Below are 24669 nucleotides of genomic sequence, written 5' to 3' on the forward strand. Positions count from 1 at the left end.
ATTAGAGCCCTCATTACCCTTGACCCGATACCCCTAGGGGGTATAGGTTCGCTGTTACCGGAAACCGACGTCACAGGCACCAAGTGTCCGCACGCAGTGAAGGTCCGACCAGCGGGAACCCGGGCCGCTGCTTTCCCTCGGCCCCATCTTGTGAAAGGACGCGCGATGACCAGCCACACCCATCCTGTCCCCGGTGAAGCACGTGAAGCGGCGCGCCTGAAAAGCACCATTGTTGAAGTCCAGGGCCTGCACTGGGCAACGTCCAAGGCGGTCGTGGAGCGGATCCTGCTGCAACGTCCTGGCGTATCGGCGGTCGAGGCGAACGCCGTCGCCCAGACCGCCACGGTAACCTTTGACCCGTCCGTGACCTCCGTGGAGGAGATTTCCGCCTGGGTGCGGGACTGCGGATATCACTGCCGGGGGGAATCCGTCCCCGAGCACGTCTGCTACCCCAGCAACAGAAATACGGACACCGACCCTGGTGCAGGACATCACCGGAGTTCTGCGGACAAGCATGCCGGCCACGCCCGCCACGGCACCGCGCATCAGACAGCGGAGCAGGAACGGCCCCCGGCAGCCCATGGCATGTATCATCCGGAACCCGACCCGGCCGAACCCCATGCAGGGCATGCCACTGTGCCTGCACACGGGCACATGGACCATGCGCCGGGCGGCCATGGCGGGATGGCCCGGACGGCCCAGGACGTGATGGGCCACGGCGGTCACCATGCCGGGATGTCGATGGAGGACATGGTCAAGGACATGCGCAACCGGTTCCTGGTCGCCGCCGTCCTGTCAATCGGCGTGACCCTGTGGTCACCCATGGGACGGGACATGTTCGGCTTCACGGCACCGGCCCCGTTCGGTCTCCGGGACGACGTGATGGCCCTGATCCTGTCCTTGCCGGTCATCTTCTACTCGGCCTGGATCTTTTTCGACGGCGCCTACCGTGCGCTGAAAGCCCGGACCCTGGACATGATGGTCCTGGTCGCGATCGCCGTGGGAACCGGCTGGCTGTACAGCGTGTGGGTCACCCTGACCGGCGGCGGGGAAGTGTTCTACGAGGCCGCGACCGTGCTGACCTCCTTCGTCCTGCTGGGTCACTGGTTCGAGATGCGCGCCCGCGGCGGGGCGAACGAAGCCATCCGCACCCTGCTCGAGCTCGCCCCTCCGGTAGCGGTCGTCATCCGGGACGGGGAGAGCGTTGAGATCCCCACCTCCGAAGTGCAGACCGGGGACATGCTCCTGATCCGTCCCGGCTCCAAAATCCCCGTCGACGGCCAAGTCGTCGACGGCCAGTCAGAAGTCGATGAGTCAATGGTCACCGGTGAGAGCCTTCCCGTGACCAAGACGGTGGGCTCCGAGGTCATCGGCGCGTCCATCAACACCACCGGCACCATGCGGGTGAAGGCCACCAAAGTCGGGACGGAGACCGCCCTGGCCCAGATCGTCGCCCTCGTCCAGGAAGCCCAGAACTCCAAAGCCCCGGGCCAGCGCCTCGCGGACCGGGCCGCGTTCTGGCTCGTCCTGGTCGCCCTGATCGGCGGGACCCTGACCTTCGCCTCCTGGCTCGCCGTGGGCGCCGGCGTCCAGACGGCCCTGCTGTTCGCCATCACCGTCGTCGTCATCACCTGCCCGGACGCGCTCGGCCTGGCCACCCCGACGGCCATCATGGTCGGCACCGGGCTCGGCGCCAAGCGCGGTGTCCTGTTCAAGAACGCCACCGCATTGGAGGCCTCCGCCCGGATCAACATCGTCGTGATGGATAAAACCGGCACCCTGACCAAGGGCGAACCCGAAGTGACCGACGTCGTCGTCGAGGGCATGGGCCGGGAAGAACTGCTGGCACTGGCCGCTGCCGTGGAACGCGAATCAGAACACCCGCTGGCAGCAGCCGTCGTCCGGCACGCCCAGGACAACCGCGCCCCCGCCCTGGCCGCAACCGGATTCCTGAACGTCCCCGGCCACGGGGCCGGGGCAACCGTGGACGGGCGCCGGGTCCTGGTCGGCAACCGCAAGCTCATGGCCGACGAAGGCATCGACCTGGGCACGCTCGCCAAAGCCCGGGACGAGCTGGCCGCCAGCGGACGCACCGCCGTTCTCGTCGCCGTGGACGGCCGCGGCGCCGCCGTGATCGCCATGGCCGACGCGGCCCGGGAAACCGCCGCCCCGGCCGTCGCGGCCCTGCATGAGGCGGGGATCGAAGTGGTCATGCTCACCGGCGACAACGAGGCCACGGCCCAGCGGATCGCCGGGCAGCTGGGCATCGACACCGTCATCGCCGAAGTCCTGCCGGGCGAGAAGTCAGCGAAAATCGCCGAACTGCAGCACCGCGGGAAGGTCGCGATGGTCGGCGACGGGGTCAACGACGCCCCCGCCCTGGCCCAGGCCGACCTCGGCATGGCGATCGGCGCCGGCACCGACGTAGCCATCGAAACCGCCGATGTCGTGCTGATGCGCTCCGACCCGCTGGACGTGCCCATCGCCCTGCGGATCGGTAAAGGCACGCTGCGGAAAATGCGCCAGAACCTGGGCTGGGCCGTCGGGTACAACGCGATCGCACTGCCAATCGCGGCAGGGGTCTTCGCCTTCGCCGGGATCGTCCTCAGCCCCGAAATCGCCGCCCTGTCGATGTCCGGCTCCAGCTTCCTGGTCGCCGTCAATGCCTTGCTGCTCAAACGTCTCCGGCTGCCCCGGCCCGAAACCCCCGAGGCCACCACCGCCCGCGGCACCCGCCCGCTGGCACCGGCAGGAAACCGCTAGAGGCTCACACCATGGATCTTCGGCTGATCACCCGCATTCTGTCCGTTCGGGCGAAGCTCAAGCCTTCAGGGTGTTACCGCCCCTGCCTCAGTGGTGTTGCCTCATTCGGTGAGATGGGCAGCCCTGAGTCTCGGGGCACGTGACACAAACCTGGTCATCCGCCCGCGCCGACAACGCTTTGGTCGGGTTCGGGCGGATGACTGCGTGGAGCCCAGGACTCAAGCCCTGGCCACCCTCGGCCCGGCTGCCAGCGCGGTCCGTCCGGCACGGGCGCGGAAGCGGAGACATGGCGAAAGCTGTTGCTGGACCAGGGATAAGTCCATACCCACCAAAAGCTGTTGGTCCTCTGGAGCGGACCTCGGGCTGTTGCTGCGCGGCCAGCGGCTCGGGTGCTGACCCCGGCTGTTCCCGTTTCCCGGGAAGGACGGGGAAGTCCGATCATCCGGTCCCGGGAAAACGCGGGAAAAAATGTTAAAAACCGCCCTTTCGGGGGCACTTCCCTACCTGTTGTGAACTGGCATGCGCGGGTATTCGTGGCACGGGAGTAGCACTCCGGGAGCCAACAACATCGAGTCGTGTCTCGGACCCGCCCTGATTCGCATGGTTGGATAGCCGCATGCCGGTTCTTCCAAGCACAGAGAATTCACTTTTGGTCCGCACGAGCTTCGTCGATGCCAACGCTTGGGCCGATGCGCTTTCCGTTGTCCTGACTGAAAATGAAGACGGTTTTCGCGCCTACGTGGAAGTCGTTGACGATAATGCTTGGGAAGACGCTGATTGGGAGCAGGTCCGTCGTGCGGCTCTGGCAACCGGAGGACATGCAGTCGTCCTCTTCATTGTGGACAGCGCCGCTCTAGAACCTGACTATCCAGTGTTGGTAGTTGATTTGGGCGACTTGTCACATGAACCGTTCCGTTGCGTCGCCAGTGAACTTTGGGGAGTCGATAACAACTTGAACATCGCCAACATGGACTGGGAGGAGTTCGCCGACATGGCCGAGAGCGACGGGGTTTTTAGGGGTTTTGCCTGACAGCTTTTGCTGCAGCTACGTACTGGGCGTAAGCGGCGGCCGAATCGGTGGCGTGGCGTTCGATGGTGGTGGGGGAGTAGCCCAAGGTCTCGGCGATGATGGCAACGGGTGCGAGTTTGGTGAGTTCGTGGAGAGTTCCAAGTCGCGCGGCCCGGGTGCTGAACAGCTTGCTGAGCCGCGTTGTGAGGTGTCCGGGGTGGATGTGTCGTCCGGGAGAGGCTCCGCGGAATACCCAGGCGGTATTGGGGTGTGAGGCGGTCAGGTCGTGCCTTGGGTTTGCGGCGAGTTCGCGCCAAGGATTGTCCAGTGGATCCGGCAGGGCGATCTGGATTGTCCCGAGCTGGATGGTGACCAGTTCTTCGGTGATGGTCACGTCGTTCCAGGTTAGTCGTGCGATGTTTTCAGCCGTTTGTCCGAAGACGAGGATGAGGATCGCGGCGCCCCTGTCACGTGCTTCGATTCCGTCGTCGTGGATGACTTGTTTGAGTGCTTCGTCCTGTCCGGGTTTAGCGAGTCTTCGGCTGGTGCCGCGGCGGTGCGGAACGATGGTGAGCCCGGATGGGGCTGCTTTGGTCTTGATGGCCCATTTGAGGAAGCGCTCGGCAATGCGCCGGGTTGTGGGTCCTTCGGCTTGCCATACGTCGAGGTGGGATTGCTGCAGCTCGGTCAGTTGGATGCCATGGCCTGCGAGCCAGCTGAGGAAGTCGATGGCCACGGTGACTTCCTGTTTGGCGCGGAGGAAGGTGCCGCGGGTGACTTCGTCCATGTGGTTCATTCGTCGTTGGTGGTGCCAGCGGATGTAGCGGCGGATCACGTCAACGTTCTGAGGATCCCTCATGCGTTCGAGGGCTTGGGCGGCCCATGTGTCGTAGCGCGTCCGGAGTTCGTCGCGTTGAGGGAGCACCCCGTGTTCGGTGAGGAGCCCGCGGACGTATTCGCGGGTGCGTGAGTCGGGCAGTTCGTCGAGGCTTTCGTGGGTGATTTCGGGTGCGACCGCGAGGTTGCGGAGGAACGCGGTCACGTGCTTTTGGCGGATCCAGGTCAGGCCGCTGTTGGCCCGTTTCATCGACTTCAGCGCTGCCGCCAGCGGGACCAGATCGTTGGCGATGGATCCCGTGGCCGGGTCTGTGAACAGGTCATCTACGACACTGCCGAGGACGCAGCTCCAGCAGCGACCACCGCTGTGGAGTTCGTCTTCGGCCCCGCAGGTCCGGCAGTCAACGTTGAGCCGAACGCCCGAGCACTGGCGGCATGCCGGCTGTTCATTGATAAGGCCTGGGAGCACCCCTTCGTGCCCGCAGGCGCAGATGCCGCGGGTGCGTTTTGCCTGTTGGTAGCAGTAGCCGCAGACTCCGCCGTCGGGCCACCGTGCGACGGTTTGGTGGTGCTGGCCGCAGCGGTTGCAGGGGACCGGCCAGCGGATCGGGTCCTCTGCTTTACGTGGCCTACTCACCGTCCTCGGGTGTGACCAGTCGGATGCGCTTGGCGATCGGGTTACCTGGTTGGATTCCGAGGTCTTCGCTGCGCTGCGGTGCGTTGGCTGTTGCCGCGGCGCGCATCTCAACGAACGGTTCGAACAGGTCGTTCGGCGTGCAGTCCAGGATGTCGCAGAGCGCGGCGAACGTCCTGGCCGGGATGCGTTCCGGCGTGGCTGTGACCAGCCGGTAGACCTGGCTCTCGGAGCGGTTGATTCCGCGGGATCTCAGAAGGGGCATCAACTCGGTGGTCTTCCAGAGGTTGCGCTTGGCCATGAGGGCACGCAAGTTCCAGCGGTAGCCGATCCGGCGCTGTTCAGGCATCTGAGTCCTCCAAAGTCGTGATGCGGCGTGCGATCATCTGCTGCACGGTTTTCTGTTTGAAGTCCGACGATACCGATGTGTAGAGGCCGGTGGTCGAGGCGTACGAGTGACCCACCTGCGTCTGCACGAACGCAGGGTCGTAGCCGGCTTCGATCAAATGGGTCACATAGGAATGCCTAAGGCAGTGCAGCCCCAGTTCCTTGGGCAATCCAACGGCGTCCCGTGCAGCTGCGAAGGCATCCCCGAAAGCACCTAGCGACATCCGGGCGCCCCGCTCGCTTGGCCAGAGAGCCAATGACCGGTCCGCGGTTGGAAACCGGGCCCGCATCCCTCCGGATGATGTCCACGTCCTCAGTTGATCAACGACCCAGTCGAATTCCGGCACGGTCAGCACAGTGCGCCGCCTGGGCCCGGAACCGGCGGTGCCTTTGGCAAACCGCACCTGGACGGCGCCGAAGTGGCCGTACTCACTCACGTGTGGATTGGGGCCAAAGTCCACCAGATCCAGCATGGTCATCTCGCGGCGGCGAAGCCCGTAGGCATAACAGACCTTGAACGCCACCGAATCGCGGAACAGGGGCAGCCAGCGCTTGCTGCCGGCCGCGTATTCACGGTCGACCAGGTCGTCGATGTGGTCGAAAATCCGTTGCAGTTCCGCCTTGGCGAAGGCCCGCCGCTGTGCCGGGACGGCGTCATCGGTCGTGTGCCTGGGCGTGTTCCATTCAAAGCAGATCTGGCTGGGAATAACGCCGAAAGTGCGTTCGCAGAACTCACCCCATCCATAGCCAGGATGCGTCAGGTAAGAGCAGAACATCGCCACCGCATTGCTGTACGAGCGCAGCGTCTTCAGGCTGATCGGCTTCTCACCGGAACGCAGGCCGGCCAGGAAATCATCGACGTCTGCCGGCCGCCATTGCCACGGAAACTCACCGGTGAACGCCTGGAACCGCTCCAGGAGCTGGCAGCGCTGCTTGATGGTGCCCGTCGTGAGCCCACGGGCCAGCATCTGTGCACGCCAGCCATCCAGCATGGCCGTGAAAACACGCTCGTCGGCCCTGAACAGCCCAACATCCGGATCCACCAGCATCCGCGGGACGAAACCCGGAACGGCACCACTCACTGCAACCCCTAAACCATGGAAACATGCATTAGATGCAGGAAACCTACAGCGGTCGGCGATCCAGGGGCAAAATTCAGGTTCAAACGTCCGAACGCACTCATTGCCGCAACGGCAGCCTGACCTGCGAAAACGCCAAATTAGTCATGGAACGGGAGTTCTCGCAGCTACTTCCACTCCCGTGGTTTAAACGCCGATAATGGTGATTATGTCAACTAAAGTTGCTATAGCTAATCCGCTTGTCAACGATAGTTGCTAGCGCTCATACTGTCACTGTAGCAATTGGCGGGCGGCGAAGGGAAGCGCGATGGGCTGGTTTACCGAAGGCAGCGAGCATGAAGGCTATGTGGTCTGCGTCTTCGCGGACGGTATGTTCGGGTCCGGCGGCAGGTATATGGAGATCAACCTGATGACGCCTGACGGCCGGCCGGTCGCGCATGAGGAGGATCCGACCCGCGAGGTGTGGCGGCCGCCGTCGCAGGTGGTCGGCTGGCGGGTTGCCTGCAGCTGTGTTCCGTTCAGGGAACACGTCATCCTGGATCCCTTGTGGACGCGGGTTTGGGACCCTTCCGACGAGGACGTCGCCGCGGGGCGCATTTACGCCGGACCGCCGGCCAGCGCGGACGCCGCTGACATCGACGACCGGGAGGATTTGGAGCCGGTGTTCCTGGACGTCTGGCACCGACATATCGCCCCGCACCTGTCGCTGCACACCATCCAGACCTTGAGCCAGAGCCTGAAGGACCTCGAAGCCCAGCTCGACGACGCCGTAGCCACCGCCAGGGCGGCGGGCGTCTCCTGGGACAAAATTGGACGAGCGTTCGGGATCAGCCGCCAGGGAGCGCAGAAGCGCTGGGAAACATTGGCCGCCGCTAGGGCCATCGGCTCCAAAGACAACTAAGCGCCACGGACCGCCGCCCGGCGCGGGTCTATCTGGTGAGGTCACCTCCCCTGCGTTTCGCGGCTGCCAGCCCGTCTCTGGCGATTTTCCACCCTTGAGATAGAAATTCCGGAGCAAGCTCTCGATCGTCAAAAGGCGTTCACTGGTTTCTCAGAAGGCAAACGGTCTTCCTAAGGCGACCAAACTAAGGCGCTTCAGGCTGTCTGTTACGCCAGTTATGCTCGCCTCATGACCGACCCCGCGCAAACTCGGATAACCCTGTCGCTTACGCACATCTGTTAGCGGCCATGAAAAACTGCCCATAGGCGGCCACGAAAGTGCCCGCTGGCGGCCAGCAGAACTGCCCGCCGGTGGCCATGAGATCTGCCCACTTCCTTACTTGTTCCTGCCGCGTCTTTAAGCGGTGGGGGCCTCTCCCTGCGGTTTGATGACGGTGTCTAAGCGCACCAAAAGCGAACCAGGAAGAGGCCCTGTATGAAGTCTGACGGAGAAATCATGGAAATTCTTGCTGCCTACGATCTGACCGGATCGTTGCGCGCCACCGCGGAGCTCACGGGCTGCTCGCACCACACCGTTGCTAAACACGTCACCGCCCGTGACGCGGGCCGGCCGATCGGGGAACCCGCGGCCCGCGGCCGGGTCACCGACGCGTTCCTGCCCAAGATCGAGGAATGGATCGAAGCCTCCAAGGGCCGGATCCGGGCCGACAAGGCCCACGAAAAGCTCCTCGCTCTGGGCTACACCGGTTCGGAACGGTCTACCCGCCGGGCGATCGCGCAGGTCAAAGCCGCGTGGCGGCTGGGCCACACCCGCGTCCACCGGCCGTGGATCACAGAACCGGGGATGTGGTTGCAGTACGACTTCGGCGACGGGCCCCGGATCGGCGGGGTGAAGACCATCCTTTTCGTGGCCTGGCTGGCGTTCTCACGCTTCCGCATCGTGATCCCGCTCAGGGACAGGACCGCGCCGAGCGTGTTCGCGGCCCTGGACCGGTGCTTCCGGATCCTCGGAGGGGCGCCGACCTATGTCCTCACGGACAACGAGAAGACCGTCACCACCGCCCACGTCGCCGGGGTCCCGGTGCGCAACCAGCAGACCCTGGACTTCGCCCGGCACTACGGGGTGACCGTGCTGACCTGCCAACCGGCGGACCCGGCCACCAAAGGCGGAGTCGAAGCGTCCGTGAAACTCGCCAAGGCCGACCTCGTGCCCAAAGACACCAACCTCCGCGATGACTACCGCACCTTCGCCGAGCTCGAGGCCGCCTGCACGGCGTTCATGGACGAGGTCAATCACCGTGAGCACCGGACGACGCGGCGGAAACCCGCGGCCATGCTCGCCGAGGAAGCCCCGCGGCTGCACCGGATCCCGGACACCGCCCACACGGTCGCGTTCGGCCTGGCCCGCGGCGTTCCGGAGAACACCCCAATGGTCACCTTCGAAAACGCCCAGTACTCCGTCCCGGCCCACCTGCTCGGAGCCCGGGTGTTCGTCCGCACCCACGGCACCGGGCCCGGCGAGCAGGTCATCATCGTCCACCACGGCACGACCGGGCCCGTCGAAGTCGCCCGCCACGAACGGGCACGGCCCGGCAGCCCCGCCATCAACGACGAACACTTCCCCGGAACCCGGGCGAAGCTCCCCGGCGACTACGAGGTGAGGGCCCGCAGCGCGGACGAGGCCGCGTTCCTGGCCATCGGCGAAGGCGCCAGAACCTGGCTCGTCGAGGCCGCCGCGGCCGGGACCGCAAGGATGAACGTGAAAATGGCCGAAGCCGTTACGCTGGCCAAAATCGCCGGCACTGATCAGGTCGACCGGGCCCTGGGCGACGCCGCCCTGCACGGCCGGTTCGCGCACCCGGACCTCGCCTCGATCTTGAACGCCAACATCCGCCGCACTACCACCCACGCCGCCAACGAAGCCACCTCCCTCACCCAAGGAACAGGGGCGTGGGCCGCGATCGGCAACCCCGCAACCATCACCACGCCGGAGGAGGCCCGATGAGCCCCGTCACCACGACCAATACCGTGGCTCCGCCGCTACCGGCGGACCTGGAGGCCCTGATGCGGTCCCTGAAAATGCCCCACGCCCGGGCGCTGGCCCCGGACCTGATCGCGACCGCCCGCGCCCAGCGGTGGGAACCGGCCGAGGTCATCAAGGCCCTCTTCACGGAGGAAGCCGCCGGCCGGGCCCGGTCCATGCTCGCTTCCCGCCGCAAAGCAGCCGGGTTCCCGACCGGGAAGACCTTCGAGGCGTGGGACCCTGCAGCGTCCTCCATCCCGGGCCCGACCCAGCAGGCACTGCGGACCCTGGAATGGATCACCCGCAGGGAAAACTTGGTCGTCTGCGGGCCCTCGGGGACGGGGAAGACGTTCTTCCTCGAAGCCCTCGGCCAGCAGGCCGTCGAAGCCGGAATGCGGGTCGCTTGGTTCAGGCTCGAGGACCTCGGCGTCCTCATCCGCGCCCACCGAACCGATGACAGCGTCACCCGGGCCGTTGCCCGGATCCTGCGCGCCGAGCTCGTGGTCATCGATGATATTGGTCTGTTGCCCGTGGCCACGGACGCCGCCGAAGGCCTCTACCGGGTCGTGGACGCAGCCTACGAAAAACGCTCCGTCGCGATCAGCTCCAACCTCCACCCCGCCGGGTTCGATGAGCTCATGCCCAAAACCCTCGCCACCGCCACCGTTGACCGACTGCTGCACCACGCCCACGTCTGCCAGACCAGCGGCGATTCCGTCCGTCTTACCCAGGCCCTCGCCGGAAAAGGAGTGACCCGCTTGAACTGACCAACCCAACGATGGCCGACCCCGCCGAAACGAATCAGTGGGCAGATCTGTTGGCCATAACCGGGCAGTTTTACTGGCCACCAGCGGGCACATCAACTGGCCGCCCATGGGCAGAACGTAATGGCCATTGACACACATCCATGATGAGAACCGACCTGCGCTGATGTATCTAATTGAGCAGGAGCGCCTCGGGGACATCCTGGCCGCTCAAATCCTGTCGCTGTTGCCCGACCCTCAAACATGGCGTCTTACTATCACCGGCGACATGGTCAGGGCAGTTAACGAGATTGAAGCGAGGGATCACGAAAATACCTACACAACCGACCGAGGCGCGGGGCACGTCGGCGCCCGCACAATCATGCACGAGGACGGTACGGCGGACATTGTCATTTCCGACTTCGCCTTCTTCGCGTCATCACAGGATATGGATGCCCCCCAGCTGATCAAATACGCGCGTGCGGCGGCCGCCCACATAGCTCTCCACGAAGCGGGGCATGCCGTTCTCCATAACCGCGGAGAGGGAAGTGATGATTACCAAGACCTGCCGCAGCTCCCGCATACGCCGCACGCCTGGCGGAAACACTTGGCGGCCCACATGGAGGACCACCGGATCGAACAGCTCGCAAAACGCCGGGCCCCATCTCCCCTTTCTCAGGTTGATCATTTTCAGGATGCGCTTGCCCACTTCCGCAGAGAGCTCAACGAATCGCGGAGCAGTTGGAAAACCGATATCCAAACCGCGTGCTTCCGAGCCCTTGACGCCGCTAATAGCCTTATCCGCGTGATGTTTTACCTTTCCGCGGAGCTGGGTATCGAGAATGGCAAAGCCGTCCGGCCGGAAGTTCTACCTGACGGCTGGGAGGAGTACATCGATGCAAACTGGAGCGACTGGGGACTGGAACTCCATCGCCTAAAACCGGCCGACGAACCAATGGAGCCTGACGAGCTAGCGGATGTCCTCTCGAATTTGTGCATCCTAGCGGACGCCTGGTTGCGCGCGAACGGAGTCGACTTCAGGATCACTGATCAAGGCCAGTACATCTACTGGACGAAGGATCAATACTGACAACATCCCGTGGGCCGGGGACTTTGCCATGTCGGTGCTAAGGCGAAGACCCACCCACAGGTAACACTCACCTGGCTTGTCGCTTTATAAAGGCGGCCATCCCGGGGACGGTAAAGGCAATAACACCGTGTTCGGGAGCGTAGACGAGTCCCTTGGCGATCAGGTTTGCCCGGATGGGGCCAAAACTTGCCGGCCCACGTCCCAAGCGCGCCGCTATCTCTCCGGACGAACTGCCGTTGTCGCCATCTTCTGCCATGGCTCTAAGGTAGGTTTGCTCGGCTCTTGTCGCGCGATCCCAACGCGCCCGGAAAAATCCACTGTCCAATGCTGCCCGACCGTTGGCGGCCCCCACACGAGCATCGTCGTAGGTAATCACGTCGCCCATGGCTGCGTTCCAAGTGTCCTGTCCAAACTGCTGCAAGAAGTACGGATATCCTGCACTCTCGTCAACAATCAATGCGACAGCAGACTCGTCCCAGTCGACGCCGTCCTCTGCCGCTGGCTTGGTCAAGGCTTCAGAAGCAACTTTTCCCCGAAGTTCTTCAATTTTCTCGTAGTTGAACCGTTCAGCGTAAGACTTTGCCTCAGCGAGGACCCGTGGGAGGCTCGGCAGTCCGGCGAATGCGAACAGTACCCGCCAGTCATCTTGGGCAGCGGCGTGGGCTATTGCGCAGAGAGCCACGACTTCGGCCGAGGCAAGGTCCTGGGCTTCGTCGATAAGAATCGCGAGGCCCACATTCTCTTCTTCAGCCGCCAAGGCCAGATCGTGAATGAGTTTCCGAAGATCGGTTTCAAGGACACCCGTGTCCGCTCCCCCACCGGATGCACCATCCAAGTTCATCCCAAAGTTCCACGTTCCGCTTTGGTCGTAGGACGCCTTAAAACTGACCGCTGTCTTCAATGCTTTAAGCAGCCGTTTCCCAGCCGAGGGGCGTGCCAGATCAGCGAGGGGACCATGAAGTGCTTCACCCAACGTCTCGCGCAACGTCTTACCGGCACCGGCTTCGACTTGGGCAACGAGCCAGTCCCGTTCGGCGGCCGAACGGCGAAAATCTGAAAGGAGGACTGTCTTCCCAACGCCCCTCAAACCATAGAGGACGAACGGTTGCGCCGAACGTCCTGCCTCAACTCGCTGGATGGCCACCTGCCAGTCCTGCCGCGGCTGGTCCCGCCCAACGAGGGCAGCCGGTTTCCGTCCAGCTCCGGGCGAGTACGGGTTAGCTACGGGATCCATTTAGCCTCTACTAAAGTCTAGGGAAGTGTATAAATATATAGCAAAAAAATAGACATTAGTAGATATGGTTAGTTCAGTCGGCCTGAGCACCTATGCCGACGCCAGCCACGCAAGCAACCAGATCCGACAGCAAAGGGGCACCGTGAACGCAGATCATGAACACCGGCAAGACACTTTCATCACCAATGGCGTGGAAGAGCTTCGAGAGCCACGGATCATCGAAGGGCATGAGGAGCTAACCACTCATTATGACGGCAGTATCTGTGTCCACGAAGGGGCTGAGTTCACGCTCGCAGCCGGGGCTGGCCACTCGGGTTCGCTTACATTTCGTCCCGGAAGCGCGGGCTACATCCTGGGCAAGCATTCCGGTTCCCTGCACGTAGCGCCCACGGCCACAGTCGAAGTCGCCGGCGATCAAAGCGGGTCGGTGCACATAGATTCCGGTGGCTTCCTCAAGGTCGAGAAAGGCGGCAAGCTCGCCGGGTCGCTCCACGTGGCAGGGCAGGTCGAGAACCGAGGGGTCCGCGGCGGAAGTGTTCACCTTGCCGGAGGGGAAATTAGAGATCTTGATACTGGAACGGTCAAGGAACCGGTAGTGAAGAATGGAATGTCCTACTACAGGTGGTGAACACGGGAACTGGAAGGAACTAAGTATTCCCACGAGGCCTTACCGGACCCTCCCGCTCAAGCTGAACGAAGACGGCTGGATGAGTGCGGCGTCCAAATAGTTTTTTCGCAACCTGATCACCTTTCGCTGCACTAAAGCCTGAATGAGGACTATCTATGGGCCGCCGTTACCTGCCGATTCCGATCCGACTGAGAGTCGCAGTGCGCTTGGATATGGCCGCATCCCTGACGTTCTGGCGGGTACTGCGCCTGAGTCTAGGCACGACTCTCTACATCATTGCGATAATGTACGCGAGGCATATTTCCCAAACGGGGCGCTGGAGTCTGTTACCTGAAGACGTGACCCCGCTTGGACCAGGGGAAATTCTAGGTGCCCTTGCAGCCGTTTCAACAGCAACCATCGCGCTGCAAGTCATGGCCCAAACCGCCTATTCAAGAAAATCGACAACCCTTGAGGAATACAGCCACCGGAAGATGGTTATGCTCCTTGCTCTCATGGCATCAACAGTCAGCTTCATCCTGGCAGCCACCTCCTGGCTCGGCGTGGGTGTCGGATCCTTCGGAAGTCTTGAAAATCTTCTCGTCGTTACGACACTGGCAGCGATGAACTGTTTTATAGCATCAGATGCAGCCGGACGGATTGAGCGGACGGAAAGCAACAACGTTGATATCAAGGTGCTCGCCGCCCGCCATAGCGTTTCGCACTTCCGCAGAAAGCGGCTTCCACTGCTTACCGGACTCCCAGCCAACCATCCCGCCATGGCCGCCCTTCTCGATGCCCTAACCATCATGGTCATCATCGGCACCGTCGAAGTGATCATCATCGGGCAGTATCGCTGGCAAGCCTGGCTCGCCTCTTACATTTTTTCCGCCCTGTGGACCGCGTTGATCCTCACGGTTGTAAGCCGCACTGCTGCCACTTGGTTCATGCAGGACACCGCAGCCCGCTGGCATTCCACACTGGGAACCGCGCTGCTGCTCCTTATCGCTGCATTAACCATCTTCCAGGCAGACCAGCCACGAAGCATTCAGCACATCCTCGTACTGATCGTCCTCCCTGCGGGGCTCTCCTTGGCGTCACTGGGCACCACCAGGAACCGGAGTGCCTGGTTGCTTACACGCTGGCTTCCAGGCAATGTCACCCGCATCCATGTGGCACGCCGTGTCAACGCGTCCACATCCCAGGCAATGACAAAACTGGCCGAAACAAAGCTTCGCCGGCGTCGCGCGGCCGACGCCGGTCGTCGGATACCCGAGGCCTGCCCAGCGGGCGCTTCCGGGGGCGTATAGACGTCCTAAGCAATTCGAAGGTCGAAGCCCGGTTCCAGCCTCGCATTGAGGGACGAAGCTTCTCGTCCTCCGGGCGGAACTTCAGGGCAAAAGTGGCATGATCAGAAAATGACTTCGATCCCTCTGGACGTTTTTGAAGCCGCAGTGCGTGTTGCTGGTGATGCACTCTATTGGAAATCCTCCCTTAGACACATTTTCCGTACGTCTGGTGTGAGTGAGAACGCCGCCACACGCTACGAGCAGCTGTCCAAGTACCAAGCCATGAGAACTGCTTGGGATGACTTGGAGCGGGTTGGTTCCAAAGGTCGAATCGTCCAGAAAAATATAGTTCAGGCCCTGGCCAACCTCGAAAAACCGGACCCCAAGGCTGATCAGGCCTCTGGGATGAAAGCAATTGAGGAATTGCGCCGTCTTGCCCAACGCTCCCAGCTGCTAGTCGATCCTGAACAACTCAAGCAGCGTCAGCGCAAGGAACAAGCTGCCGCCGCTGTCGAAGCCAGAACCTTCCGGTCACAGAAGCTCGCAACCCTCCGAAATCAATTCCAGGCACTCCATCAAGAAGCCAACACCCAGACCCGCGGGTACGCCTTTGAAAAGCAACTGGCAGAACTTTTCAGAACGTACGAATTCGATTTCACAGGGTCATATAAAACCGAGATTGACCAAGTTGACGGTGCTTTGGTTTTGGACGGGTTCACATACTTGGTCGAAGCCCGCTGGCGCCAGCAACCAGCAGTGGAAGCTGACCTGGCTGGGCTCTCCAACAAAGCGAGCCGACGCATCCACGCGACCCGCGCCATATTCATATCGATGGCTGGATTCCGACCGGAGGTCGTCGCGCAATACCGACTTGCCCACGAGTCCCGACTAATTCTCATAGATGGAGAGGACCTCGCCCTCATCTTCGAGGGACGGGTAGAACTCCCAGACGCACTTCGAGCAAAAACACACGCTGCCTCCGTTGACGGCGAACCTCATCTACGCCTTGCCACCATCTAAAAGCCGGCCAACCAGGCGCCGCAGAGTTTCCTTGGACGCCTACCTGAGCAACCAATATAAGGTCCAGTAACTACCGGCTCATGCCTTTCCGCAGGAGCCTGGCCTGACTGTTTGCCCCGCGCGTTTTGCGGGTCTTCGGGTTCCGTTCTGGCGCCTTGGCGACGGCGGCGCTGGGCGGGGTTGCCTGGTCCTGGTCCGCGCTGAGTCGTGCCTGCACGGCCTCACGGTCGGCAACGTCTTCCAGGCTGGCGGCTAAGTCCTGCCGGCGCTCGGCCGAGTCGAACTTGAGGCCGGCCTCTCCTGCCAGTGACCCGGGGCGCTGGTTCTCTTCGGTGACGTCTCGTTCACGGTCCCGGTCCTCCCGGTCAGCTTCGGCCAGCAGCTGCCCAGCCTGGGCGTTCTCTTCACGGCCCGTGCGGCGTTCCTGTTCTGCCTGTTCGCGGTCACGTCCAGCTTTAGCCAGGGCTTCCGCCACGGACGCTTCATCGGCACCGAGGTTGTCCACGTCCAACCCGTAGCGGCGCTGTACCTGGTCACGGATGACCTCGGCCGCGTCGCGCGCCGCCGGGTCCTGGTCCTTCCACGCGGTGGCCGTCTCATGCACCCTTTCGACGTCGCAGCCGCTGGCGGTGTCCCACCACCGGTTGTCCATGACGGGGGCGAGCTGGGCGCGGGCCGCTGCCCGCTCCGCGTCGAAGCGTGCCTGCAACGCACGGGCCTGTTGTTCCTCTGCTGCTTGGGCGCGGCGCAGCTCTTGCTCGCGGGCCCTAGCCAGTTGTTCACCGAGCCGGCCTGCGACGGTCAGCCCAACGCGCGACATTCCCTCGATTGCTTCCTCGATGCCGTCAGATTCACTCATGGTTCCCCCTCGTTGGTGTTATCTCTCGATGTCCGGACCGGTTGTCCCGCTTCGGGTGTTCACGTGGGTGCGTGCCTGCACGTATTTCGGCGGCAGCACCGAACCGGCGGACCGACCCGGAACCTGCCCGGCTGCACTGGCGCGTACCGCGGCGGCAGCTTCGCTCTCCACTGTCGGCGTTGTCGCTGGGACGCTGGGCAGTGCCGCCGCGACCTGGCTCAGGTGGTGCTTGACCATGTGGCTGATCTGGCGTGCGCGGCGCAGATCATTTGATGCCTTGTGCATGTCGTGGACGGCCTTTGCGACGTTGAGTAACTGGCGCAGCATAATTGCCTGCGCGGCGGTTCCGGTGCCGCCCATCGACGCTGCCATGAGCATGAGCGAAGCTCCGCGGGCAGATGGCCCTGCGCTGCGGAGGGGGCGGACCGGGTAGCGGCGCAGCTGCGCTGTCTTGGACAGCTCATCGGCTGCTGCTGCGAGTGGTCCCGGCGTTGCCTCGGTCGCCGTGGACCAGGCCGCGAAGGCGCCGGAGGTCTCGCGCGCAACGTGCGCCCACGTCGGGTGATCATCCAACGGGACAGAGCGCAGCGTTTCGCGGAGCCGGGCGACTTCGTCGCTGTACTGCTCCCACAGTTGTGGGTCCGGTTCACAGGTCTCGCGGCCGGTCGTGACCGGGCGCCGTCCCCGTGCCGCTGCCTGCCATTCCGCGACCGCCTCGGCGGCACCGCGTGGGCTGTCAGGCCACGAGGTGCAGAGCTTGGGCAGGGCAAGGTCTTTGGCGAGGTGACCGCCGCCGAACCACACAGGCCGGCCACCTCTGGGGGGACGTTCTGCCACGCTGTAACCCACCACCACATCATCACGCCCGGACGCGTACCGCGGCCGAACCAAGGCGCCGGTACGGCGGAGCCGTCGAATGAATTCGGCCTCATCCTGGGCCGACGTCGCGCAGGCACGGACCTTGCGTTCCAGAGACCGGCGTTCCGGCTCCGGCGCTCCCCGCCGCTCGGATGCTTCACGTTCACCGGGCCGCAGGCCACGGGTGGAATGCGTGGGTGAAAGTTCTTCCAGACCGTACTTTTTCTCAAGCTCTCGGGCGGCTTGTTGTGCCCGGGGGAAGTCCCGCCAGCTGCTCCACTTCGTGCCGTCCTCACGGACCATGGACGCGGCAATGTGGATGTGGTCGTTCCCGGCTTTGCTGTGGCCGTGACGGATCGCCACCCACTGCGCCGGCGCCCGTCCACTTGTCTCGGTGAACCCCATCTCGGTATCCCTTCGCCTGGTAGGGCGCTCATGAACACACAAAAAGGGTCGGCATAGCCGGCCCTTTTTGTTCTCCTCGGACAAAGGAAATCTGGTGACAACGTTACCAGCCGCTGCAGGTCCAGCGCGCCACGGTGGCAGGGGTTGCGATTCGTGCGCGAACGGCGGTCCGCCGCTGGTGAGTCGCTGTCGTGGTTCGCACCGGGCGGCGGACCGCCCCACTTTTGAAAGGTTCCAGGCCCTCGGGCGATGAGCCCGTGGGGTCCGTGCCGGGCGGATGTTCAGGTCCGCCCGGCACGGGAGTTTTAGGCTTCTTCGTCCTTCGTTGGGGTACCGCTGTCGAGGATGATTTTCTCGACCTCACTTGCGGTGTATCCCCACGTCACCAGCTGGTTCAAATAGTCCCTGTGGGTCTGGCTTGGCGACCGCCATGAGTCCTTCGCGATCGTCTTCTCATACCCGGCACAGATCAGGGCGATCAGGGAAAACTCCGGCCGTACCGTGGACTTCGCCACGTGAGTGCGGAGCGGGTTCCACGCCCAAGTCTTCTCCTCGTCCACCTTGACCCCGATCATCCCTGCGGCCACTGCCCCGTCGTAGCCGCTGGCCGTCTCGGGGTGGTGGGTGATCGCGCGGACGGTGAAGTACTGCCATCCCTTCGGTGCCTGCTTCTTCGCCAACAGGCCGGTCACAAAATCACGGCGGACCACCTGCGCGGACAACATCGCCTTGTTGCGTTCGATCAGGGTTTTACGCTCGGCCTTCGCCTCCTCCGTCATGGGGCCCTTCTTCTGTTGCTGGCCGCCGTCGTAGCGTTCGTACTTCGGGGCGAAGCCCGTGTCCTTCCACGACGCGATCACCGGGTGGGTGCGGTGCTGGCCCCGGTAGTCCGTGGTGATCAGGACGGCGTTGGCGTCCTCCTCCGTGGCAGGTTCCCCGTCCTCCCTTTTAGCGGCGGTGACGTAGAGGTTCTCGTCGTCGGCGTAATGCCCGGCGTCCTCCACGATGGTCTTGCCCTGGGCAACGAGTTCCCCCTGCAGGGCGGCGAGAGCGGCGGCGCTCTCACGCTTATCGCGCAGGAGCTGGGCGACGTGCAAGAGCTGATCGGGTTCGTCCACCATGACCGACTCGAGCTCCTCAGACGCCGATACGTCCCCTTCAAACTCGGCCATGATCAGTGCCGCCTCAAGGGTCCATCCTTTGCCCAGGGCGGAGTCTCCCGCGTCCGAGGACTTGGCCTTCAACGCGGACTCGACCGTTGTCCTGGTCCGTCCGGTCTTCTTCGCAATCGCTGCCGCCGAAACCCCGATCAAGGACAGCTGGTGATAAGCCTCGGCCTCATCCGCCTCGGTCAGTTCAGCGCGCTGAATGTTCTCCACCACCTGCGTCACGATCCGCTCGGCCTCTTCCGGGGACTCGATGATCATCACCGGAATCACCGGACGCTCCGCTTCGACGGCCGCGCGGGTCCGTCGCTGACCCATCAGCACGTGCACGGTGCCGTCGTCCTTGCGGTGGGCGATGACCGGTTCCATCACGCCGTGTTCCTTGATGCTGGCGATGAAGTCAGCGGTCAGGGCGGTATCCTTGCGGACATTGACGTCCACGGTCAGAGTGGCCGGGTCGAGCATTTCCAGTACGGGTGTTGCGCTCATAAATATCTGTCCTTCTTGTCCGAGAAGTGGGTGGGTGGGGCGGTGCGTGGTGACCGGCCAGCTCCCCTTCTCCCCCGCGTTGTTTTGGCTGCTGGCGAAGCTTGCGGAGCTGTGCCCGACGCAGGCCCGTCCACCCGTGAGGGCAAGGTGCGGAAATCTTCGTAAGGAAATCAGCGACGAAGGAGCGCCGTCGAAGAATTGCGCACCGCAGGCCCCGGGAGGAACGACAGGGGCTGGACGGGCCGGAGCGGGCACGTACAATCCGTCAGGACAGCAGCCAAAACGGTAATACTGGAACAGTCCTTGAGCCGGCGTGACCCAGCCAAAAACTGACGTACCAGGCGGCACTGTCTTCCCGACGATCTGTCCGCCGGCTCAAGGTCCGTTAAAAGGGGTGTCGAGCCAGGCGGACATGACCTCATAGCGCCTCTGTGTGTCAAGCAGCAGTGTTTAGGGCCTGCTGGTGGTCGTGCAGAATTCGCCGGTAGAGGACGTTGGAGAGGCGTCGTTTGAGTGCCCTGCGGGCTTCGCGGGGTGTTTTTCCTTCGCCGGTTTTCTTCAGGTAGTAATCCCGCCCTGGTCCCGGGTCGCGGCTTTGACAGATTGCCATGGTGTGCAGCACTGAGTTGAGCTGCCGGTTGCCGCCGGTGTTCAGTCTGTGGCGGTTCTGATTGCCGCTTGAAGCTTGCAGGGGCGCCGTTCCTGTGTAGCTGGCGAAGTGTGAGGCGCTCGGGAACCTGGTGATGTCGCCGACATGGCCGAGAAGCTTTGCCGCGAGAACGACGCCAACTCCCGGGATCTCCTGCAAGGTCGTGGCGGATGCTGCCAGGGCTTCACGGGTTTGTGCTTCGTTGCCTTTGATGGCTGCGTCGATGCGCCGCAGATCAGCCAGCAGGTCCCGGGCGAGTTCGCGTCGGACGGCATCGGTGGCGGTTGCCGGCCGGACAGTACGCAGCGCGGCGGCCGCCTTCTCGGCATTGAGGCCGGTCTCGACGCCGCCGGGTACCAGTTCACGCAGGAGCCGGTGCAGGCGGTTCAGTATCCGGGCGCGCTCGTGGCCAAGGTCTTCGCGGCGCTCGGCCAACAATCGCAGAATCGTGCTCTGGTTTTCGGCCGTAACCGTCCGCAGATTTTCCTGCCGAAGTGCAGTGACGGCAACGGCGAAGGCATCGGCCGGGTCACTCTTTCGGCCACCGCCAGTGGAAAGAACTCTGACCTTCATGGCCAACGTCGAGGGGACATCGACCACGGACTCCCCGCGGGCCACAAGGATCTGGGCAAGTCCGCGTCCGAGCCCGTTAGCGCCCTCAATCGCGAATCTCCGTTCAGGCCATTGCTCGGCCCAACCCAACAGTTGCTTGGCAGTGCCGGCATTGACCACGAAGCGCCGCACCGCGAGTTGGCAACCTAAGGAATCGATGGCTGAGGCAGTAACGGAGGATTTATGTGGATCGATGCCGATAACAATCATGTCCAGGGTTTCCTTTCGCCGATTTCGGTGATGGATCACCCGTGGCGGGCACCCTGACTTGAAGTGTTTGCATGCCTCTGTCGAGCCACGCCCCGGGCGGGCGTCAGCGGCGCGGCACGCTATGAGTGAGCCAACCCGAACGATACGGGCGGCAAGGAGCTTGCGGACCTGTGCCGGCTGACACCCTGGACGCTACAAGACTGCAGATCCTGCGGCGTCCCACCCCTAATGGAACAAGTCAGGAGCCTGATACGACCAGTCCCAGTACCGTTTTGTCTGCCCACCTGGCCCGCGCCCGATCAATCAGCATTCGACGCGACTGAGGGGCAATTTCCATCTTGGCAAACGAGCAAACCAACAAAAGTCATCGCGGGCATAGACACCCACGCCGACACACACCACGTGGCCGTCATCAACGAACACGGCAAACCCCTCGCGGACAAGGAATTCCTGGCCGTAGGATCCGGATACAGGAAAATCGTGGACTTCATCACCAATTACGGCACTGTCACCGCCGTCGGTGTCGAAGGAACAGGCTCCTACGGCGCCGAACTCGCCCGAACTCTCCGGGCCGCCGGGCTTACTGTGCTGGAGGTAAACCGCCCGAACCGCGCCGCCCGCCGACTCAACGGAAAGTCCGACCCGCTCGATGCCTACCAGGCCGCCAAGTCCGTGCTTGAGGGGCGGACGAAGGCGATCCCGAAGGCCAAGGACGGCCCGGTGGAATGCCTGCGGATCATACGATCCGGGCGCGCGTCAGCCATCAAGGCCCGGACCGCGGCCATTAACCAGATCAAGGCGCTCCTCGTTTCGGCCCCGGACAAGATCCGGGACAAATACCGGGCGCTGGCTACCTCAGCGCTGATTCCTGCCCTGCAGCGCACGAGACCTTCGGGGCATCTGGCGGACCCCGAGTACGTGACCCTTATGACGCTCAAGGCGTTGGCAGCACGCTGCCAAGCACTGGGAGCGGAAATTGAGGCTGCTGACGCGGCGCTCAAGGAAATCCTCGACAGCTACGCTCCGATGCTTTGTGATCTCCCAGGAGTCGGGACCGAGGTAGCCAGTCAGCTGTTGATCACCTTCGGGGACAACCCGGAACGGATGGGCAACGAAGCCCAATTCGCCTCGCTTGTCGGGGTCGCGCCGGTACCGGCATCGTCCGGCAAGACAACGCGCCACCGGCTCAGTAGAGGCGGCGACCGCAATGCCAATAACGCTTTGCATCAGGTGGTGCTGGTTCGCATGGGATCGTGTCAGCGGACCAAGGATTACGTGGTCAAACGGACGGCCGAGGGCAAGGGCAAACGCGAAATCATGCGCTGCCTCAAACGCTACGCAGCCAGGGAAATCTACCGGCAGATCACCAACCCCCGGCCTGCACCGGACATCTCCGACCTCCGCCGCATGCGAACCGAACTCGGCATGACCATCACGACCGTAGCCGGCGAACTGGGCCAATGGGTATCCATCATTTCTCGTCTGGAACGCGGACTCATTCGCAACGACGCCCTCGCCGCGGACTACCGGCAATGGCTGACCAACCAGGATAAAGGAGGGGGGTACCGAACCGGGCCTTAGATCCGGTCAGAGCGTAGCCTTAAAGGACGTCAAGCAGTGGCTGTCCATCGTCTATCATGATGCCGTTCCAGCAAAGACATCACACGGCCCAACTGCATCTAGAAGGTCGAGATGACAAGATACGATCCTCGCCCAGCAGCCCTGCGTCTCCTCGAAACAGGTGAGTTCTCCATTGAGGACCTCTGGCTTCAGTACATATCACGAGGAGGAAGCGCTGACGTCTTGGAACTGGACGCCTTCGTTCATGACATCCCCCTCCTGCATGGCCTAGAGGTAGAAATTCTGAGAGTGACACTGGAAGAAATGGCCAAGCGACACCGAGGACGAGGCCACTAAACGTCTCATCCGAGTCCCAAAACCCATGCCCATGAGGGGTCTTTGGGCCGTATGCAAAATTTCTAGGTCCTGCCAAGCTTCCCTCTATGGCGTTCTTCCTCACATACGTAACCGAGCGCGGGGCAGGGTACTTTACGGTCCAAGCCACGGATATCAGCGACGCCATCACCAAGGTCAAGGGCGCTATACACGATTTGCGCTGCAGCAGCGCGACCTTACGCCGAACCACCGAATCCGAACCGTCCTTTGGTACGGGATACATCGTGGCAGCCTACACACCAGCCATAGGCTGGAAAACCAAGACTGACGACCCGGAGTAGGCATCGCGGCCAACCCTCTGCAGCCGTCCCCCAGCCACCCCTGCCAGCAGCCCCCGGAAACGTCGAGGTTCCACTGGATCCACTGCCAAAAACAAGCGCCACCAGCCGCACCAAGAGGCGATTTGACGGCTATAGGAGCATCGTCGTAGACACACCAGGGCCAGGGGGTCCGGAGCTCTGCGACGGCGCCCCCTGGACCCAACAGCCGGCCGCGCCAGCGGACGCCCATCAACTGGTTGAAGCGCAGCGCAAACCAGGGCGAGCCCCGCGAGCCGGCCCTGTGTCCTGCGCAGCAATGTTGGGGTCGGGCGTAGGCTACGGCCTAAACAAATTTTGGGGGAATCAATGAACGTCGGTCCAAGCTTCGGCATCCTCGCAGTGCTCTACATCGTCGTGATGGCAGTACTGATCGGTCTGGCGATCTACGTCCTGATCCTGGTGATCACTTTTCTCCGGCTACGGATCGCTGAATTGAAGCGGACCGTCCCGCCGAAGGGACCCTCGGGACGACCATGACCGAGGCCCGGCGCCCATCGCCCCACCCCGACTTTGTCCGGCAGTACCGACAAGGTACGCCGACATCGACGATCGCCGCCGCGGCCGGCGTCGCCGAAACCACCGTCCGGTACCACCTGCAGATCGCCGTGAAGGCAGACCCGGGCATCAGGGACGAACACAAAGCCGCCCAGCCCCCTGCCAGGCGGAAATCCGAGGCGGGCCTGTGGAACCTAGCCGACGTCCTTGCCTTCCTCGAATCGCATGGCCGGCTGCCGGTCAGCCACGCGAAGGCCGCACGGGAGCGTGCCTTGGCCTCTTGGCTGGCAAACCGCCGCCGGGACGCGGCCGAGGGGACCCTCTCCCCCACCTACCGGTATGCACTCGCGGTGATTCCTGGATGGGATAAGCCTTCAACCCGCAAGGCCGAGGACGAGAAACGGTGGCACCAGCGGCTGAAAGAACTCCACAGGATAAGGGCCGCCGGCGGTGACTGGCCCCGGCATCAAAAAACAGACGATCAGGCAGAGCGGACCCTTGGGGTGTGGCTGCACGGGCAACGGATCGACTACCGCGCCGGAAGGATGGACCCGGCCAAAGAACAGCAGCTGAACACCCTCCTGCCCGGCTGGCGGGAAGGCAGGGGCCACCGCGGCGGCCGACGCAAGACCCATTCCTCGCCGTAGATGCCCGAGGGCGCGGCGACAGGGACCGGGCGCGTGTCGAACGGGATGCCGGCGGTGAGATCCGCCTAGGGTCATGACCATGGAGCGGGATTCGTCCGGAGAGCTGGAAGGGCAAACATCGGTCAACGACCTGCTCGACGAGCCGATCGGAGCTGAACCCCTCCAGATGGCCCTGCCCATCCTCGTACAGATCCGCCCCGGCGAATTCCGCCGCCTCTCCTGACATCACCCGCGGCTGCTGAGCACACCAGCAGGCAATCCCCCTTCGGGGATAAGACCGGGCACCCAGGTGACCAGACTCCATGTCCGGTGCGGCGGGTTGTGCATACTGGCGGGCAGGTGGAGCCCTTCGCACACCTCAAAGCTGGGCAGCTTCTCACGAACGTCG

At 63.2% G+C, this 24669-nt stretch carries 21 protein-coding genes; 13 read left to right on the forward strand and 8 right to left on the reverse strand.

Translation table 11 applies throughout. From position 1 onward, the window contains the following. Positions 1–165: 165 nt before the first annotated feature. A complete protein-coding gene (locus LFT49_RS21520) occupies positions 166–2763 on the forward strand; it encodes a heavy metal translocating P-type ATPase (protein ID WP_237430620.1) in 2598 nt (865 codons plus the stop codon). Between the two features lie 616 nt (positions 2764–3379). Next, complete coding sequence (locus LFT49_RS21525; RefSeq protein WP_237430621.1) at positions 3380–3793, forward strand: DUF6924 domain-containing protein; 414 nt, start codon at positions 3380–3382, stop codon at positions 3791–3793. On the opposite strand, the gene LFT49_RS21530 is transcribed toward LFT49_RS21525, so the two are convergent. The 3 genes from LFT49_RS21530 to LFT49_RS21540 are packed head-to-tail and all read right to left on the reverse strand — an operon-like array spanning position 3777 to position 6679. Next, positions 3777–5246, reverse strand: coding sequence for a Fis family transcriptional regulator (locus tag LFT49_RS21530; RefSeq protein ID WP_237430622.1), 1470 nt, complete (start codon positions 5244–5246; stop codon positions 3777–3779). The two genes, LFT49_RS21525 and LFT49_RS21530, sit on opposite strands and share 17 nt — an antisense overlap. Further along, complete coding sequence (locus LFT49_RS21535; RefSeq protein ID WP_237430623.1) at positions 5239–5592, reverse strand: helix-turn-helix domain-containing protein; 354 nt, start codon at positions 5590–5592, stop codon at positions 5239–5241. The genes LFT49_RS21530 and LFT49_RS21535 overlap by 8 nt, the downstream gene beginning before the upstream one ends. Further along, a complete protein-coding gene (locus tag LFT49_RS21540) occupies positions 5585–6679 on the reverse strand; it encodes a tyrosine-type recombinase/integrase (RefSeq protein WP_237430624.1) in 1095 nt (364 codons plus the stop codon). The genes LFT49_RS21535 and LFT49_RS21540 overlap by 8 nt, the downstream gene beginning before the upstream one ends. 337 nt (positions 6680–7016) lie before the next feature. On the opposite strand from LFT49_RS21540, the gene LFT49_RS21545 reads away from it, so the two are divergent. From LFT49_RS21545 to LFT49_RS21560, 4 genes are all read left to right on the forward strand, one after another. Next, the gene (locus LFT49_RS21545; RefSeq protein WP_237430625.1) at positions 7017–7610 is read left to right on the forward strand and encodes a hypothetical protein; all 594 of its coding nucleotides are present in this window, start codon (positions 7017–7019) and stop codon (positions 7608–7610) included. 474 nt (positions 7611–8084) lie between these two features. Continuing rightward, a complete protein-coding gene (gene istA / locus LFT49_RS21550; protein WP_237428196.1) occupies positions 8085–9614 on the forward strand; it encodes an IS21 family transposase in 1530 nt (509 codons plus the stop codon). Continuing rightward, positions 9611–10399 (forward strand): IS21-like element helper ATPase IstB, encoded by a 789-nt coding sequence (gene istB, locus LFT49_RS21555; protein ID WP_237428195.1) that lies wholly within the window; start codon positions 9611–9613, stop codon positions 10397–10399. Before istA ends, istB begins: the two co-directional genes overlap by 4 nt. Positions 10400–10526: 127 nt before the next feature. Further along, positions 10527–11465, forward strand: a complete 939-nt coding sequence (locus tag LFT49_RS21560; RefSeq protein ID WP_237430626.1) for a hypothetical protein — start codon at positions 10527–10529, stop codon at positions 11463–11465. A 67-nt stretch (positions 11466–11532) separates the two neighbouring features. On the opposite strand, the gene LFT49_RS21565 is transcribed toward LFT49_RS21560, so the two are convergent. After that, positions 11533–12699 (reverse strand): ATP-binding protein, encoded by a 1167-nt coding sequence (locus LFT49_RS21565; protein WP_272912571.1) that lies wholly within the window; start codon positions 12697–12699, stop codon positions 11533–11535. A gap of 142 nt (positions 12700–12841) precedes the next feature. Between LFT49_RS21565 and LFT49_RS21570 the strand changes: the two genes are divergently transcribed. From LFT49_RS21570 to LFT49_RS21580, 3 genes are all read left to right on the forward strand, one after another. After that, positions 12842–13327, forward strand: coding sequence for a hypothetical protein (locus tag LFT49_RS21570; RefSeq protein ID WP_237430628.1), 486 nt, complete (start codon positions 12842–12844; stop codon positions 13325–13327). Between the two features lie 155 nt (positions 13328–13482). After that, entirely contained in the window at positions 13483–14616 is a 1134-nt protein-coding gene (locus LFT49_RS21575) for a hypothetical protein (protein ID WP_237430629.1), read from the forward strand. Positions 14617–14724: 108 nt separating this feature from the next. Beyond that, a complete protein-coding gene (locus tag LFT49_RS21580; RefSeq protein ID WP_237430630.1) occupies positions 14725–15615 on the forward strand; it encodes a restriction endonuclease in 891 nt (296 codons plus the stop codon). A gap of 70 nt (positions 15616–15685) precedes the next feature. Here the strand turns inward: LFT49_RS21580 and LFT49_RS21585 are convergent, their stop codons facing one another. The 4 genes from LFT49_RS21585 to LFT49_RS21600 form a co-directional block, all read right to left on the reverse strand. After that, complete coding sequence (locus tag LFT49_RS21585) at positions 15686–16474, reverse strand: hypothetical protein (RefSeq protein ID WP_237430631.1); 789 nt, start codon at positions 16472–16474, stop codon at positions 15686–15688. Between the two features lie 18 nt (positions 16475–16492). Continuing rightward, positions 16493–17737, reverse strand: a complete 1245-nt coding sequence (locus LFT49_RS21590; protein WP_237430632.1) for a relaxase/mobilization nuclease domain-containing protein — start codon at positions 17735–17737, stop codon at positions 16493–16495. 305 nt (positions 17738–18042) lie between these two features. Next, complete coding sequence (locus LFT49_RS21595) at positions 18043–19392, reverse strand: ParB/RepB/Spo0J family partition protein (RefSeq protein ID WP_237430633.1); 1350 nt, start codon at positions 19390–19392, stop codon at positions 18043–18045. Between the two features lie 436 nt (positions 19393–19828). Continuing rightward, positions 19829–20863, reverse strand: a complete 1035-nt coding sequence (locus LFT49_RS21600; RefSeq protein ID WP_237430634.1) for an IS110 family transposase — start codon at positions 20861–20863, stop codon at positions 19829–19831. Between the two features lie 366 nt (positions 20864–21229). Here LFT49_RS21600 and LFT49_RS21605 point away from each other — a divergent pair, with 366 nt between their 5' ends. The 4 genes from LFT49_RS21605 (at position 21230) to LFT49_RS21620 (ending at position 24504) form a co-directional block, all read left to right on the forward strand. Beyond that, positions 21230–22444 carry an IS110 family transposase gene (locus LFT49_RS21605; RefSeq protein ID WP_237430669.1) on the forward strand — a complete coding sequence of 405 codons (1215 nt, stop codon included), beginning with the start codon at positions 21230–21232 and terminating at the stop codon, positions 22442–22444. A gap of 1001 nt (positions 22445–23445) precedes the next feature. Further along, on the forward strand, positions 23446–23616 hold the full coding sequence (locus LFT49_RS21610; RefSeq protein WP_237430635.1) for a hypothetical protein: 171 nt from the start codon (positions 23446–23448) through the stop codon (positions 23614–23616). Beyond that, positions 23613–24281, forward strand: a complete 669-nt coding sequence (locus tag LFT49_RS21615; protein WP_237430636.1) for a helicase associated domain-containing protein — start codon at positions 23613–23615, stop codon at positions 24279–24281. Before LFT49_RS21610 ends, LFT49_RS21615 begins: the two co-directional genes overlap by 4 nt. Positions 24282–24360: 79 nt before the next feature. Continuing rightward, positions 24361–24504 (forward strand): hypothetical protein, encoded by a 144-nt coding sequence (locus LFT49_RS21620; RefSeq protein WP_237430637.1) that lies wholly within the window; start codon positions 24361–24363, stop codon positions 24502–24504. The last annotated feature ends 165 nt before the right edge of the window (positions 24505–24669 follow it).

Source organism: Arthrobacter sp. FW306-06-A (genome assembly GCF_021870055.1).
Classification (GTDB): Bacteria; Actinomycetota; Actinomycetes; order Actinomycetales; family Micrococcaceae; genus Arthrobacter.